The organism is Paraglaciecola sp., from assembly GCF_051252315.1.
GTDB lineage: Bacteria > Pseudomonadota > Gammaproteobacteria > Enterobacterales > Alteromonadaceae > Paraglaciecola.
On sequence record NZ_JBPOFP010000050.1, the window covers coordinates 17,445 to 32,958 of the forward strand.

The 15,514-nt window shown below is 37.7% G+C and carries 16 protein-coding genes; 5 read left to right on the forward strand and 11 right to left on the reverse strand.

What is annotated here, in order from left to right; translation table 11 throughout:
* Nucleotides 1-113: 113 nt before the first annotated feature.
* Nucleotides 114-806: an aspartate/glutamate racemase family protein gene (locus ACSHXM_RS11540; RefSeq protein ID WP_435688919.1), complete on the reverse strand. Its 693-nt coding sequence runs from the start codon at nucleotides 804-806 to the stop codon at nucleotides 114-116.
* A 179-nt stretch (nucleotides 807-985) separates the two neighbouring features.
* Here ACSHXM_RS11540 and ACSHXM_RS11545 point away from each other — a divergent pair, with 179 nt between their 5' ends.
* The gene (locus ACSHXM_RS11545) at nucleotides 986-1,447 is read left to right on the forward strand and encodes a DUF1456 family protein (protein WP_435688920.1); all 462 of its coding nucleotides are present in this window, start codon (nucleotides 986-988) and stop codon (nucleotides 1,445-1,447) included.
* Nucleotides 1,448-1,538: 91 nt separating this feature from the next.
* Here the strand turns inward: ACSHXM_RS11545 and ACSHXM_RS11550 are convergent, their stop codons facing one another.
* From ACSHXM_RS11550 to ACSHXM_RS11590, 9 genes are all read right to left on the reverse strand, one after another.
* A complete protein-coding gene (locus tag ACSHXM_RS11550; RefSeq protein ID WP_435688921.1) occupies nucleotides 1,539-3,281 on the reverse strand; it encodes an ATP-binding protein in 1,743 nt (580 codons plus the stop codon).
* A gap of 290 nt (nucleotides 3,282-3,571) precedes the next feature.
* Nucleotides 3,572-5,731 carry a multiheme c-type cytochrome gene (locus tag ACSHXM_RS11555; protein WP_435688922.1) on the reverse strand — a complete coding sequence of 720 codons (2,160 nt, stop codon included), beginning with the start codon at nucleotides 5,729-5,731 and terminating at the stop codon, nucleotides 3,572-3,574.
* 157 nt (nucleotides 5,732-5,888) lie between these two features.
* Nucleotides 5,889-7,052, reverse strand: a complete 1,164-nt coding sequence (locus ACSHXM_RS11560) for a glutathionylspermidine synthase family protein (protein WP_435688923.1) — start codon at nucleotides 7,050-7,052, stop codon at nucleotides 5,889-5,891.
* A 35-nt stretch (nucleotides 7,053-7,087) separates the two neighbouring features.
* Complete coding sequence (locus tag ACSHXM_RS11565) at nucleotides 7,088-7,732, reverse strand: DUF1190 family protein (protein WP_435688924.1); 645 nt, start codon at nucleotides 7,730-7,732, stop codon at nucleotides 7,088-7,090.
* Between the two features lie 12 nt (nucleotides 7,733-7,744).
* Nucleotides 7,745-8,161, reverse strand: coding sequence for a DUF350 domain-containing protein (locus ACSHXM_RS11570; protein WP_435688925.1), 417 nt, complete (start codon nucleotides 8,159-8,161; stop codon nucleotides 7,745-7,747).
* Between the two features lie 37 nt (nucleotides 8,162-8,198).
* A complete protein-coding gene (locus tag ACSHXM_RS11575) occupies nucleotides 8,199-8,846 on the reverse strand; it encodes a YjfK family protein (RefSeq protein ID WP_435688926.1) in 648 nt (215 codons plus the stop codon).
* A 19-nt stretch (nucleotides 8,847-8,865) separates the two neighbouring features.
* Nucleotides 8,866-9,924: an ion channel gene (locus ACSHXM_RS11580; protein WP_435688927.1), complete on the reverse strand. Its 1,059-nt coding sequence runs from the start codon at nucleotides 9,922-9,924 to the stop codon at nucleotides 8,866-8,868.
* A 66-nt stretch (nucleotides 9,925-9,990) separates the two neighbouring features.
* Nucleotides 9,991-10,671: a PspA/IM30 family protein gene (locus tag ACSHXM_RS11585; protein WP_435688928.1), complete on the reverse strand. Its 681-nt coding sequence runs from the start codon at nucleotides 10,669-10,671 to the stop codon at nucleotides 9,991-9,993.
* Between the two features lie 28 nt (nucleotides 10,672-10,699).
* Nucleotides 10,700-11,089: a YjfI family protein gene (locus tag ACSHXM_RS11590; protein ID WP_435688929.1), complete on the reverse strand. Its 390-nt coding sequence runs from the start codon at nucleotides 11,087-11,089 to the stop codon at nucleotides 10,700-10,702.
* 174 nt (nucleotides 11,090-11,263) lie between these two features.
* Here ACSHXM_RS11590 and ACSHXM_RS11595 point away from each other — a divergent pair, with 174 nt between their 5' ends.
* The 4 genes from ACSHXM_RS11595 (at nucleotide 11,264) to dusC (ending at nucleotide 14,060) form a co-directional block, all read left to right on the forward strand.
* Nucleotides 11,264-11,572, forward strand: a complete 309-nt coding sequence (locus ACSHXM_RS11595; RefSeq protein ID WP_435688930.1) for a DUF6471 domain-containing protein — start codon at nucleotides 11,264-11,266, stop codon at nucleotides 11,570-11,572.
* A 230-nt stretch (nucleotides 11,573-11,802) separates the two neighbouring features.
* Nucleotides 11,803-12,861, forward strand: coding sequence for a tRNA preQ1(34) S-adenosylmethionine ribosyltransferase-isomerase QueA (gene queA, locus ACSHXM_RS11600; RefSeq protein WP_435688931.1), 1,059 nt, complete (start codon nucleotides 11,803-11,805; stop codon nucleotides 12,859-12,861).
* Between the two features lie 14 nt (nucleotides 12,862-12,875).
* Complete coding sequence (locus ACSHXM_RS11605) at nucleotides 12,876-13,070, forward strand: DUF1289 domain-containing protein (protein WP_435688932.1); 195 nt, start codon at nucleotides 12,876-12,878, stop codon at nucleotides 13,068-13,070.
* 63 nt (nucleotides 13,071-13,133) lie between these two features.
* Nucleotides 13,134-14,060, forward strand: a complete 927-nt coding sequence (gene dusC / locus ACSHXM_RS11610; RefSeq protein WP_435688933.1) for a tRNA dihydrouridine(16) synthase DusC — start codon at nucleotides 13,134-13,136, stop codon at nucleotides 14,058-14,060.
* Between the two features lie 441 nt (nucleotides 14,061-14,501).
* Here dusC and ACSHXM_RS11615 read toward each other — a convergent pair whose 3' ends face one another.
* Nucleotides 14,502-15,380 (reverse strand): alpha/beta hydrolase, encoded by an 879-nt coding sequence (locus ACSHXM_RS11615; RefSeq protein WP_435688934.1) that lies wholly within the window; start codon nucleotides 15,378-15,380, stop codon nucleotides 14,502-14,504.
* Nucleotides 15,381-15,514 lie beyond the last annotated feature (134 nt).

Consider the following 15,514-nt stretch of genomic DNA (forward strand, 5'->3'; position numbering starts at 1 on the left):
TCATTTTTCAATGATAAAAATTAAAATTTATTAAAATAATTTTTAAGCTGTTGAAATTTATACGTAATTTTTATTATTTTTTTTGAGTTTAATTTTTGTTTTAAGTAAGAGGTTCAACTCAATGATTTTTTTACTGCCATTTTTGCGTGGATAAAAGCAGTGTCGAATAGTGGGTGAGTTGTATGGGTTTTATTTACCAGTAGACCTATTTCGGTACATCCAAGAATAATTCCTTGTGCTCCTTTGTTGGTTAATCTGTCTATGATATTTAGATATTCATTCCTTGATTTTTGCTCAACTACACCTAAACATAATTCTTGGTATATCACTCTATGAATAATCTCTTGCTCAGAGTCACTTGGGGTATGCACTGTAAGTTTATACTTCGCCATTAACCTATCTTTATAGAAAGGCTGCTGCATTGTGAATTTGGTGCCTAACAATGCCACTTTTGTGATCTTATTCTCAGTGAGTTTTTCACCTGTTGCATCAGCAATATGTAATAAAGGAATATTTACTGCTTGTTGAACTTGTTCTGCTACTTTATGCATTGTATTCGTGCAAATGAGGAAAAAGTCTGCGCCTGCAGATTCAATATCTTGCGCCGCTTTTGACAAAATAAGTGCCATTTTTTGCCAATCGCCCACTTGTTGTAACTTTTCAATTTCAGCGAAGTCGACACTAACCAATACAATTTTAGCTGAGTGGAAGCCTCCTAGTTGTTGTTTAATGCCTTGGTTTATTACTTGGTAATAAGAGGCTGTAGATTCCCAGCTCATGCCGCCAATTAAGCCGATTGTTTTCATCTTATATCCAAATTTATTTGAGTAATAGTAGGAAGATAATAACTGAAATTAACACAAGAAAACGTGAACCATTGAAATAGCTGATAATTAGTGAATAAACTTGGGCTTTTCCGACGAAAGCTATACACTATCGGCAATTGATTAGATGAGCTTTATTCATCTTCAAACTTAGGAATAATATGATTAACAACGATGTGTTGAGACGAGTACGTTACATCTTTGATTTTAGTGATGCGGAAATGATTAAGGTTTTTACTCAGGCTGATTATCCAGCAAAAGTTGAAGAGTTACATGCTTGGTTACGCAAAGATGATGACCCTCAATTTGTTGAGATTTCAGATATTCAATTCTCACTTTTTTTGAACGGGTTAATTAATTTAAAACGTGGTAAAAAAGAGGGAGTTGAGGCGCCTGTTGAACGCAGGTTAACTAATAATATTATCTTTAGAAAGCTGAAAATAGCGCTCAATATGCAAGCTGAAGAGATCTTAGAGACTATTGCTTTGGCTGACTTTAAAATGAGCAAACATGAACTAAGCGCTCTTTTTAGAAAACCTGAGAATCGCCAATATCGCCTATGTAAAGATCAGATATTAAGAAATTTCTTGAAAGGGTTACAGATTAAACTTAGAGGCGAATAATACATTCTGACAGGTTTGTTAAGTTCTTTAGGATGTTGTGCTAGTAATGCCTATTTAACATCTAATTGACGACCTTAGTTGGTCGTCTAAATTATATAGGAATAGAGATTAAAAATTCGGTACCCTTAATGGAATGTTTTTTACAGCTTATCTTACCATTCAGTTTTTGTGTCACTAGGTTATAAACAATACTAAGTCCTAACCCTGATCCTCCTTTGCCTCTTTTAGATGTAAAGAATGGATCAAATATCCTGGGCAGAATATCGTCGTTAATACCCTCTCCATTATCCCGATAAGATATTGATATTGAAGACTTAGTATGGATAAAGTCTATTTCAATTTTACCTTCACTTGAATGTGAAAATGCATGTTCAATTGAGTTGTCGATTAAGTTAGTGATAATTTGTGACAGGGATCCAGGGTAGGTTAAAATGGATAACTCCTTGTCCCCACTAAGTAATACTTCAACATTGTTATTTTTGGTTTTTGGGGTCATTGTCGTAATGACATCATTTAGATATTCTTTTAGTTTGATGGCCCTTTTTTTGTCATTTGATTGGTCAACAGCAATCATCTTAAAGTTTCTAATTAACTCTCGTGCTCTTTCCAAGTTCCTTAGAATTAAATTACTATTCTCACCAATTTGGCTAAAGCTTTCCATAAATTTGGATTTACTTAAGTTACCAGAATTTATTGCTTCTTTAAGAGCGTCGGACATATATTCCAAATGACTTGCTCCAGTCACCGCTATCCCTAATGGAGTATTAATTTCGTGGGATATTCCCGCGACAAGTGCACCCAAAGCAGCCATCTTTTCTTTTTCAATTAATTGATTTTGTGTCGATTGTAGCTGTGTGATAACACTTTCTAATTTTGAATTTGCGGCGGTTAATTCTAGGGTTCTTTCTTTTACTCTATCTTCTAATTTAACTTTAGCATCATGTAATTCTTGTTGAGCCGATTTTAACTGAGTAATGTCATCATAAGTACCCACTATCCCAACAACCATGTTCAATTGGTTGATGATGGGACGTTTGGATTTTCTTAGCCATATGGTATTGCCACTCTTTTGAGTTTGAGGCTCTTCTAATCCGATAATATGTTCACTCGTCATCATAGTGTCAGTGTCGCTCTCACGATAACGATCAGCATGTAGGGGAAATAGTTCGTTATCTGTTAAACCGTCTATGTTTAATGGTGTGGATAAAGATGCGTCGTCAGAAAATGCTCGGTTACATCCTTGATATATGGATTTTCTATTTTTCCAAAATACTCTTTGAGGCATTAAATCTAATACTGTTTGGTATGTATGAATTTTTAATTGAGATTGTTTTTCTTGTGCCTCTCTCACAAATACGTTATTCAAACACTGATAAGCCGCAGGATAGTTTTGTTCGAAATTAGCGGACTTATTAGCCTGATATATTATGGTTCCCACTAATTTTTCGTCAATGCTAAAAGGAATGGCAAATAATTTTTCTTTGGCGTCCAGAGGTAGTGTAATTTCTGGGTTATTTGGAAATAGATCTTTTTTTAAGTTATGTGGATAGGCAGTTACTTCAACGTTATTTTTGATGATATCTGGATAGGTTTCGGGTACTTCTTCAAACTTCAGCAAAGAGTGAGCTTGAGTAATTACCGAGCCTTGGGATAGATTTACATGGCTATTTAGATGGTATTCGTAATTACTTCTATCTACTTGAACCTTGGTTACTATGATGAACGAGGCACTTAATAAGTCTGAAAGAGACTTTATCGCCTTTGAAAAATACGGAGTCTGAGTAAATCCTTGTGAAGAGTCCCTTGAAATGTATTCAATAAAATCTAATTGCATACTTATTCGCTATTTGGGTTTTGTTAATTTAATTAAGTTTTTTTGGTAAAAATGTTTGTCTTTAACCTATTTGAATAAAATTATTCTAAAAATAGTATGGCATTTTAATTCGATGATTATTAGTTAATATGGCGAAGTCCAGACTAAAGTATAGCTTACTGATGGTTTTACGGACAGGTTCGCCCATTTTAATACTCCTTTGGAGAGCATTTTTTATTTTTCACTAAGTCATTGATGTTATTAAAAATCAAAGCGGTATAACTGAAGTGCGTCTACCGCTTGATTGATCTTTATTGGGACATCTTCTTTTGAAAGAAATTATATGAGTTTCTATCAGAAAGCTTCTGAGAAAAACTCATGCCCAACTGTGCTAATTGGTAGGGGGCAGGGTATTTGTTTATCACCATTTTTAATTGAGCTAAGGCTTGTTTCGTTTTACCCAGGTTGTCTAGAGCAATAAAATAGACGTAGGCATATTGTCCGTTTTCTGGCTCAAGTTTGATGGCTTGTTGAAAAGATTTCAACGAATCTTGTTTTGCACCACTGCGTATCTGATGAAGACCAAAGCTATAATACAACATTCCTGATTTAGGATTGGCTTTGATACCTTGTTGATAGATTTCTCTTTCTTTTTCTGCTGATTGTGAGCGACGATAGATATCGGCTAAGTTGACATAAGCAGCCGGAAAATAAGGATCAACATTAATCGCTTGTTGTAGCGAGTTTATAGCTGGTTGCAATTGTTGCATGTTCAGTTGCAACATGCTCATATTTAGGCCGCCTTCACCTCGCCAAGTACTAACTTGATGAGAGGTGACTAATTCCTCAAACGCACTCTTTAACGCTTCAGACTTATCAACTCCAAGCTCTAATAAATGACTTGCCGCTTGAACTCTAATGGCTTTATATTCATCTTTAAGCAGTTTTATGAAACTTTTAGTTCTTTCAGGTAAAGGAATTAAAAAACCAAGCTGAGCTGTGGCTAATCGAATTAAGGGCTCAGACGAATTCACCCAATTTTTTATTTGTGCATCGGTTAATTGTTGGACTGAATTTGGCAGCAAAGCGATGGCACTTGCACGATAAATTTCATTGATATTATTATCATTAATAATGGCGAAGTGCTGGTCAGCGGGCAGTCGATATTGATGTTGTAACCTAATTAAAGCCTTTTCATTTTGACTGAGCTTGTTGTTATTACCATATCGTTCTTTGACTTGCGTTGTCGCCCATTTCGCTGATTTATTCTCATGGCAAGCATTACAGGTGTTAGGTGTACCGAATTGTTCAGTTAACTCGGGCCTAGGGATCCTAAAGCTATGATCTCTTCGCGCATCAACGCCCATATAGGTTTTTTCTGGCATGTGGCAACTTACACATTGTCCGCCGGTAGAATCTGCTGGATGAATTAGGTGTTTCTCTTGTTGATAGGTTTCGGCGCTATGGCATTGCAAACAAAGCCCATTACCTTCAACTTTTAACTTCATCGAGTGGGGGTTATGACAATCTAAACAATTTACGCCTTCATGAAACATCTTGCTTTGTAAAAAGGAGCCGTAGACATAGACCTCTTCTTTAATTTGTCCGTCAACATGATACATAGGTTGACTTAATAGTGACGGCGAAAACTGATCTAAGAACGGGGTTTTAGGTGTAATGCCATCAGTTAGAGGAGTGCGCAATGCATGACAGGCAAAACAGTCATCCATAAAACTGTTATCTCGTTTTTCACCTTGCCAAGTAGCTACTTTTTCTTCGGGTTTACGTAACCAATGTCCTAGTTGTTTTTGTTCTGTGGTGGTTAAATTAAGGGCTTGTTTACCTTTAGATTGAGGGTGTTCAGCAGGCATTTCGCCATGACATGACTGACAACCTACATTAATGTTGTCCCACTTTGTATCAAAGTCATTGGTATTACTGGTGTAATTCCGTTTTAATCCGTCAGAGTGACAATCCGCACACATGCCGTTCCAATTTTGTAATGGCTGCTGCCAATGTAATCTATCTTGAGGCAATACGTCTTCATCTGGATAGATGGGGTACCACTTTTGACCTTCTTGTTCTTTAGGTCTTGAATCCCAAGCGAAAGGAAAAACCTGAAAACGTTTATCTTTTGTTTCAATTAAATATTGTTGCAAAGGGTAGTGGCCAAATGTATAAGTCACTTTGTAGTCAGTTGTTTTGCCACCTTCGGTAAAGGTAATCCGAAAGTCAGTATCTTTTTTATAAAATTTAGCAGTTTGGCTATGGTGTTCGGCTGTTACTCCTGAAAAATCACCGAGTACCGAATCTGTGGTCGCCTGATCCATCGCTTTGGCGTGATCTGACTTTTGCCAATCTGATACCGCTTGTTGATGGCATGAAACACAGTCCTTTGCTTGTATGTCGGCATATGAAACCGTTGAAAAGCCAAACAATATAATGCAACAAACTAACTTAATTAAATCCATAAATAACGCTTATAATCTTGATTAGGCCGCTAGTTTAACAGAACTTAAACACAAAAATCGGCTGCTCAAAGTTAAATTTAAGGTAAAGATTAGCTACTCTTCTTCAAATAACTGGACTTAAGGTTAAAAAGGTCTAATTAAATAATCTGAACTCAGGTTAAATACAAATATGCGGCAAAAATTGGCTGGAGTCTTGTGTAATCAGTGAAGAGTCTTCTCGCAATGATATACCCGCTGCTTGATCGTTGACTAACCAAGAGCCAATTAAGGTGTGATTATTGCCAAACTGAGGTAATGGATAAAAGTCTTGGTATACAAAACCTTCCTCACCATAGGGTCCTTGCCCTTGAATAAGTGTTTTTCCTTTTTCAATAATGCTGACGTTGGCTCCTTCGCGAGAGAAAATCGGTTTTTTGACTAGTTTAGTTTCAGTCGCTTTTGCGAGTTCATCTTCGAAATAAGCAGCTAACAAGTTGGGATGATTGGGAAACATTTTCCAAAGCATTGGCATCAGTGCTTTATTAGACAATATCGATTTCCAAATAGGCTCTATCCAATTGACGTCCGCATCATGAATCGCTTGGCCAAATTCTTCTCTTTGCATAAACTCCCAAGGATAAAGTTTAAACAAAGTTTCGATTCGGTTGTCTTGCAAATCACTAAAACTGCCACACTCACTTAGGCCAATGTCTTCAACAAAAACAAAATCACTTAATAGGCCTGATTCTTTGGCACAGTCTTGTAAATATTGCACAGTACCGCGATCTTCTTCGGTATCTTGGCAGCAAGAAAAGTGCATTTGATCCACATTATAATATTTAGCAATTGCGGCTAAGCGGTGGACTAGTTTTTCTTGTAATGAATTAAATTGATCTGACTGTTTAGGTAATTTACCTGCGTTAACTTGTTCTTCTAACCATAACCACTGCCAAAAGCCACTTTCGTATAAAGAGGTGGGGGTATCAGCATTGTTTTCGTAAAGCTTGGCAGGCCCTTTGCCATGATAGGCAAAATCTAAACGAGAATATAAGCTAGGTTGTTTTTGTTTCCAAGAGTCACTAATGGCTGACCAAAAGTCTGTAGGAATTTGAAATTTTTCTAATAACTGTTCAGATTGAACAACTTTATCGACTACTTCTAAACACATCTGATGTATTTCTTCAGTAGGATCTTCTAAGTCTTGTTCGATTTGTTGTAATGAGAATTGATAGTAGGCTGTTTCATCCCAGTATGGCTCACCATACATAGTGTGAAACTTAAAGCCAAAATCGGCAGCTTTGCGCTGCCAATTAGGGCGTTCATCTATTTTAATTCTTAACATTGCATAGACAAAAAATAGTAAAAAACAAACTGAGTTTAACCACCCCAGCCACCTTTTTTGCTGCTGCTTCCCCAACTTGATTTAGCTCTTACACTGCTACCAAACCCACCTCGTTTCATGGTTTTAGATACAGTAGGTTTGGGTTTAAATGACTTTTCGCTTACACGCATTGTACGGCGTCGGTAATCACCAAAGTCATATCCATCCGCACCTATCCATCTATGTCTGTATGGGGAATACCGTGAATAAGAGGTAAACATGGGCTGATAGTGATAACCCCTTGGAGACATTAAGTTACTTAACATGTAACCCGCCATAAATGGCATAAAAAATGAGCCAGAACTGTTATTTACCGCATGACATTGATTGTTGCCAAATTCACTTTCACAATCTCGCTGTGAATTATATTTAGGGCCAGTTCGCTCTGCTTCGATAAGGGCTTCTTCGTATGCAAGCTTACATTGAGCAGCAGACTCAGGATTTGATTTCATGCAGTCTTCTGGACTGGTAAAAACTTGTGCTTGTTCTTGGTCACCACATGAAGATAAAAATATTGCTGTAATACCTAAAGCTAAAGGTTTAACACTAAAACCTTTACGCATGTTGTCAATATTGATTGAGCGAGAACGTTTACTGCTGGTATTTTTACTACTCGTTTTTAACTTGAAATCGGTTGGCATCAGACCTTCCTCCTAGTAGCTCATACAAGCTGCGTTAAGCAGACCTACTGCAACAGACATGGCAGCAAGAATAGTACCTGCGGACAGTTCGTTTTGGTCGATTCTTTCTGCAATTTTGGGCATAAATGTAAAACGTAATAAAGCAAAGGCAAGTGATTGTGCAATGATTGCGACAACACCCCATACAACAAAGTCTACAAGGGATTCTGAGTTTGATACCGCACCTGCGAGCGCAATACTAAATCCAATTATTGCTCCGCCAAAACCAACGGCTGCAGCTTGATTTTTATCTTCTTTAACCAGTTTCCACTCGTCATGCGGTGTCACAAAGGCATAAATTATTTTAAATATAAACAACAATACAATTGATACTGCAAAGTACAGTGCAAAGTTAGTTAACCCTTCAATTGAAGTTAGGATAGCGTCCATTGTAATTCCTTATGTGTATAAATGGATAAAGTGAGTTTTAACCATTAATAGTGATATCTGCTTGACCAATATTAAAGCCAGTACTAACAACTAAGCAACGATCAAAATTATTATTTATGAGTTTTTCTTCTGCACTTATGAGTACAGTTTCTGTCTCTTCTGCATTTATAGCTCTTTCGTATAACATGACGAACTGATCTGTTTCGCTGATATCGCCATCTTCTTCATAGGTTTTTTCGGTCATAGCGACAGGTGGAGATTCTTCACCTACAGCATCCCACACTCTTTGATATTGATGACCTTCTAGCGAATAAGTCGGGGTAGATATACCTGAGTCTACTGTTTGCTTCCATTGGATATCTGAACCTATGGTTTTAGTCTCATAGAAATACCACAACTTAACGTCTGTAATATGGTTTTGAGTATCACCACCGTCTAAGATAACTTGCAGATAGGCATCGTCGTCAGTATAAAAGCGTAAAATTTTACCGCCGGTATCTAAATTAACTTCACCAACCGCTTGGATAATGTGTTGGCTAGCAGCTTTTTCAATTACGAGTTCGGGTTCAATTAAGCGTAATTTTAGAGGGTCGAGTTCAAACGACCCACCAAGATATAATCCCATAATTTCAGGTGCTTTAGGTTTATTGTTAGTCTCTTTTTTACCAAATAATTTACTAAACATGTTTTACCTCAATAGCCTGTTATGCTTCCAAAAACTCATGCCAACGTATGTCTATTATTCGTTTTTCGGCAATGTAAAATATCTTGTCGTCAGGATACAAAATAAGATCTAAATCAGGGTTAACCAAAATATTAAGATTGTTATCTGATTTAGAAATTCCGATTAAGGTAGCGCGATAATGACGCTTTAAGTGTTCAAAAATACGTTCGACCTTAATGGGGGTTAAATCTGAAGGAATAGAAACTGAATACTGCGCTTGGCCATCATAGACATCTAAAAGATCATGGTGCAACAAACTTGAACCCGGATCGAAAGCGGATTTAGCCAACATTTCTACCGCAACGCTAGGTGTACATTCAACATTCGGGCAGTGTTTTTGTAATAGACCAACTAAACTTTCGTCGTTAAAGTACGCGACCATTTGAGCTTTAGGATTACGTTGACTGCAATATAAAGCGGTGGTCATGGTTAAGTCATCTTCAGGGTTATCCATTAATACTACCCGCGCTTTTTCAACACAGGCTCTATCCATATCTATGTCATTGCTAAAGGTAGCGACTTTTACGAATTCAATTTGACCCGGTAATGGGTTGGTGATATCGGCTCGAACACACAGGACTATGGTTGGGTCATCTTCTATTGACGCTCGTTCACGAATTAACAAATTTAGTAGGCGAATGGTACGGTGGCCATTCCAACCTAAAACTAAAATATGATCTTCTATATCTAAACTTTTCAAACCTCTTGCTCCTTTTTGCCATTGGTTAGACACCCAAGTAGCCACTCTTCCTAACACCAAAGCAAATATACTTAGGCCTAAAGGGATGACATAAAATGCGACTAAGTATTTTCCTGCACTGGTTGTAGGAGATAAATCACCATAACCCACAGTTGAGCCTGTTACCATTAACCAATATATAAAATCAGTATGTTCGACTAAGGTTGTTTCGCCAGCCCAGCGTAACAGTAGCCAACTACTTGAAGCATAGAAAACAAGCGTGATCAAAATACTGTACCAACGCATTTCTGCAAATACACGTTGTAGTAATGATCTTAATTTGGAAAATTTTTGATTCATCAAACGCCTTGTTTAGGACCTTACATTAAAAAGGGGCAAGAAATGCCCCTTTTGAAAACAACTAGGCTATTTGCCTAATATACGGCTAAGTTCATCGTCTGCTGATGTATTACCACCTGCGATACCTGCTTCAGCCAAACGTTTTGACAAGTCATCGCTAGATTCCTCAGTGGCTAATTCTTCCGCAGCTTGTAATTCAGCATTGCGTAAGTTTTGTTTCTCCTGAATTCGGGACAAAGATTCAGTAGCCGTTTTCATCTTACTATTTGCACCTAGGTGGCGCGAAGACACTGCTACTTGCGCTTTTTGTACCGATTCAGTGGCCTTTACCATGTCAACCTGCTGCTCTAACCTTTTAAGGTTGGATTTAGCTTGGCTTATATTGCCAGCTAATTGCTTTTCTGACGTTTTGAACTGGTCAAGGTACTGTTGCTCTGCATCTTGCTCTGCACGTAAGTCACTTACTTTTTGTGCACAATCTAAAGCGAGTTGGCGATCAGTATCGATGGCTTTTCTCGCGTGAGCTTCATATTGCTCAATTGATGCTTGTAAGTTGTCCACTTTTTGTTGAGCAAGTTTACACTTAGCTAATATTTGAGTCCTAGCATGATCAGATTTGCGTAGCTCATCTTTGGCTTCACGAATTTCTTGCTCAAGAATACGAATGGCCTGGCTATCCACTACAGACTGCGCTGCTTCTGTTGCTCCGCCTTTAACGGCTGTAACTAATTTTCTCCAAACTGACATATTCTATCTCCTAAATCTTACAAAATAACTATTTCAAATGATCTTGATAAGCATCTAAAAATGCCTCGACATTTTGAAATAGTGTTGTTAATTCAATCACTACACTTTCTGCTTTTGACTGAGAACTTAATGAACCAAAAGCGGTGTAGTATTCTTCACCCGCTACTTGAGATATTCCAACTGTGGTCAGTGGAAAAATCATGTGGGTTTTTAATATTTCGTCGTTTAAAGCGTTGCAGTCTGATACTTCAGACTTAGCAAATAATAACGATTCAACGATTATTTGTTCGCCGCTAATTGCAAGCCAAGCGTCAATACCATCAGTATTGGCGATTAACAAACAGCTTTCTTCACGTGTGACCACTAAATCTTGATGGTCAGTTAATAGGGTCTCAAGTTGGTTAAGATCCCAAGTCATGGCTTCTCTCCTGTAAGGCTAATGACTAATATGTAACACTTAATCTGTATTACGTGGCACAGTTTAGTCAGTATTATATTAATAAGTCAATTTATTTTTTCAACATTTGATATTTATATGTTTTAAATGTAAATTATACTTCACGTTTGTTGGTAAAAATGGCGATCTAAAAATATGTCTAGTAACGATAATAAAACAGCTAATGATAACAATGCCACTCTTTCTGCAGATTGGCGACAATTAGTGCAACGTTTGTTAAAGGCTGAGATGTCTAAAAGAGGTACAAAGTATCAAGACCTCAGCGACCGTTTAGCACAAATTGGTATTCATCAAAGTGCTGATAATCTCAGAAATAAAGTCAATAAGGGAATTATGGGAGCAGATTTGTTGTTACAAATCATGTATGTGTTGAATATGCGTAGAATTGAACGGGACGATATTATTGATATCTTCGCCGATTTAGGTAGCACGTTAGACCTATAATGCTTAGCGAACAAATGTTAAATCGTTACAATAAAAAAACCCGGACACATTATTTAATGTTCCGGGTCAAAAATACAGTTTTGGGAGAAAACGTCAATAATCTAACTGTGGATTAATCATAGGCGAGTAGATTTTTTCCGCAACACTACTTTGGTATAAGAACTGAATTGCACGTATTAATAAATATACGTAAAATGCCCCCGAAATTGAAAGCCTTGAATGAGAGCTGTATGAAATTATCTGATTTTCACTTTGATTTACCTGAATCCTTAATTGCTCGATACCCTACTGAAAATAGGGTGGCTAGCAGATTGATGCATCTAGACGGCAATAGTGGTGTTATTGAGCATAAACAATTTGTAGACATGCTCGATCTTGTAGATGAAGGTGACTTACTTATATTCAATAATACTCGAGTCATACCTGCTCGCTTATTGGGACGAAAAGAATCAGGGGGTAAAATTGAGGTATTAGTGGAACGTGTTCTAGATGAGCATAGGATATTGGCACACGTTAGATCGAGTAAGTCTCCCAAGGTAGGTACTAAACTTGTGCTTGAAGACAAAGTTCAGGTAGAAATGTTAGGTCGTCATGATGCTTTATTTGAACTCAAGTTTTTATCCGATCAGCCAGTTTTAGCTGTACTTGAAGAGTTTGGGCATATGCCTTTACCGCCATACATTGATAGGCCCGACGAAGCGTCGGATAAAGAGCGTTATCAAACGGTATATAACCAAGTACCAGGAGCGGTTGCAGCGCCTACCGCAGGGTTACATTTCGATCAAAATATATTACAAAAGTTGGCAGATAAAGGCGTAAAAAGTGAATTTGTTACCTTACATGTAGGCGCAGGGACGTTTCAGCCGGTTAGAGTAGACAATATTCTGGAGCATCAAATGCATTCAGAATACGCAGAGGTTTCGCAGCAGGTAGTAGATTCCATTTTAGCGACTAAAGCCGCAGGTAAAAGAGTCATTGCGGTGGGCACTACGTCGGTGCGTTCTATTGAATCGGCGGCCCAACAAGCTGTTAAAGAAAACTCTCAACTCAAGCCATTCTTTTCAGATACTGATATATTTATTTATCCTGGTTACGAATTTAAAATAGTTGATGCCATGTTTACGAATTTTCACTTGTCTGAGTCCACCTTGTTGATGTTAGTCAGTGCATTTTGTGGCAAAGAGAATATTTTTAAGGCTTACGATCAGGCTATCGAAAACAAGTATCGATTTTTTAGTTACGGTGATTCGATGTTTTTGAATAAACGTACAGTTAAAAAATGTAAATAGGGTAGTTAAGTTAAATGAGTGAGTTAACTCAAGTAGTTTCGCCTTGTGTCAGTAATTGTTGCCTAGATGACAAAGATATGTGTGTAGGATGCTTTCGAATGATGGATGAAATTCTTGTTTGGGCTGAATCAGATAATCAACAAAGAAAATTAATACTAGCAAGCTGTGAAAAACGACGAGCCGAACATAAAAATTATTTTTCTCCTTAGATAGTTCCTTGGTTTTAGATTTGCTACCATCCCGCCTTTATTTTTGAAGAGTATTTAATTTAGATGCAAATTACTTTAGCGCCTATGGAAGGGGTAGTAGACCACCTTATGCGCGACATGTTAACCCAAGTCGGTGGATTTGACCTGTGTGTGACAGAGTTTGTACGTGTTGTGGAATTACTGCTGCCTAAGAAAGTATTTTATCGTTTATGTCCAGAGCTTAAAAATGATGGTTTAACGCCAAGTGGTGTGCCGGTGAAAGTACAGCTATTAGGGCAACATGCTAATTGGTTGGCTGAAAATGCGGTTCGAGCTATAGAAATGGGATCACATGGAATCGATCTAAATTTTGGCTGTCCAGCTAAAACTGTAAATAAGAGTAAAGGTGGGGCTATTTTATTGCGTGAGCCTGAAACTATTCATCAAATAGTTAAAGCTGTACGAAATGCAGTGCCTAAAGAGCAACCAGTTTCAGCCAAAATGCGTTTAGGCTTTGATGATACTTCTTTAGCTATCGAAAATGCGCAAGCTATCGCTGATGCCGGTGCAGACTCTTTAATTATTCATGCACGAACTAAAGTCGATGGGTACAAACCTCCAGCTTACTGGAATTGGATCGCGAAAATTAAACAACAAGTCGATATACCGATTGTTGCTAATGGTGAGATATGGAATGCCGCAGATGCACTCAATTGCCAACAACAATCTCATTGCGACAACATTATGATCGGCAGAGGTGCATTGGCATTACCTAACCTAGCCAAGGTCATAAGAGGGCAAGAAGGACACATGCCCTGGGTGCAAGTAAAAGACTTGTTGGTTAAATATTCAGGCTATGAGTTATTTGGTGATAAAGGACGGTATTACCCCAATCGTGTTAAGCAGTGGTTGGGATACTTGAGCCGTGAATATACCGAAGCACAAGAGTTATTTGACCAAATAAAAAGGCTACGTGACTCGGAAAGTATATTGGTTGAGATTCAACGTTGATTTATGTGCTAAGCACATAGAGCATTCGCTGCTCGGGAGGTTGATTCGCAAGCTCACCTAAAGCATGCGCTTTGCTTATTTATTTAAAAGATATTCACTACGTTTACAGAGCATTCGCTTAGCTCACCGCCATCCTTGGCTATTTCTCAAACTGCGTCCTGCGGCTCGATTTACTTTTTACCAACAGCAGCAAAAAGTAAACAAAAAATGCCGCGCGACAAAAAAATTCCTAATCCATTAAATAACTGGCTTTTATGTCAGACCGGCAATAAGCCGCTCCCAGCTATAAAAGATTGCCTTGTCCAGATGTCCATATCTGGCCATCCGACAAGCCAATAATTTAACAGAGAATTTGTAGTCGCGGGCAAGCCAAGAGCTTAGGTTTTGATGAGTTGAGTATAAGTGTCAGGATTTAAGGGCTTAATTTAGTTCTTATTCTAGTTATTTGGTGTTTTTGAATAAATCAATCAAGCCGTAATAGAAGGCTAAAAACATAACTGTTCCGTGTTGTTCTTCTGGAAAATATCTCGATTTTACTACTAATTCTTTATTGTCTATTGATTTGAGTGAGGTAATGAAATCATTTCCCCACTGACGGTTGGTAATTCCTAATTCTCCTAGGTGGTCATTGTTTGCTAGCCCAATAAATATACTGATTTTTTTATCAAGCAAAATTTGATGTGATTTGGATAAAGTGCGGTTTAAATAGTTGTCATCCCATACAAATGTGGCATCAGAAATAATGTAATGACTAAACATGTCTGGCTGTGTGAGTAATAGGTGAGCTGCAAATAGCCCGCCAAAAGACATCCCCAGAATTCCTCGTTTTTTTGATGTGCGAAATTGTGATTCAATTCTTGGAAATAGCTCTTGACGTATAAATGTTGCAAAAATATCAGCACCACCGCTATTGTCAGCAAGTTTATCTAAAACCTTACCTTTGAAAATTAAATCTTTTTGAGTTGGAATTAAATCGCGAGTTCGGTTTGTATTTGGAATTGCGACAATAATAAATTCAGGAATCTGCTGGCTTAAGTCGTAATAAGATAGTGCCTCAATCATGCCCCCGACACCGCGCATTCTCGTTTCGTATCCGTCTAATACATATAGAACCGGATAGTTTTTTTCTTGTTTTTCAGAATATGATGGGGGCAGGTGCACTGAGTATCGTCGGGTTTCACTCATTGTCACCGACTTTAAATCATACCAAGTCCCACTAATTATTTGTTCAGAGCTTTTAGATGTCTGTTCTGCAATAGAGCCAAAGGGAGATAGCAAAAATAAAATTGTGACTATGGCAATGAGAGTTTGTACAAGCATGGTTAGCGGTTTATTTTAGATTGAGTTAGCTAGAGTCTAACAATAATTACCTTCGTATTTCTACGAAGGTGTTTAATGTGGGGGACTATACGTAAAATCAGCTCTATTTAGTTATTAATTTAGTGTTGTTTATC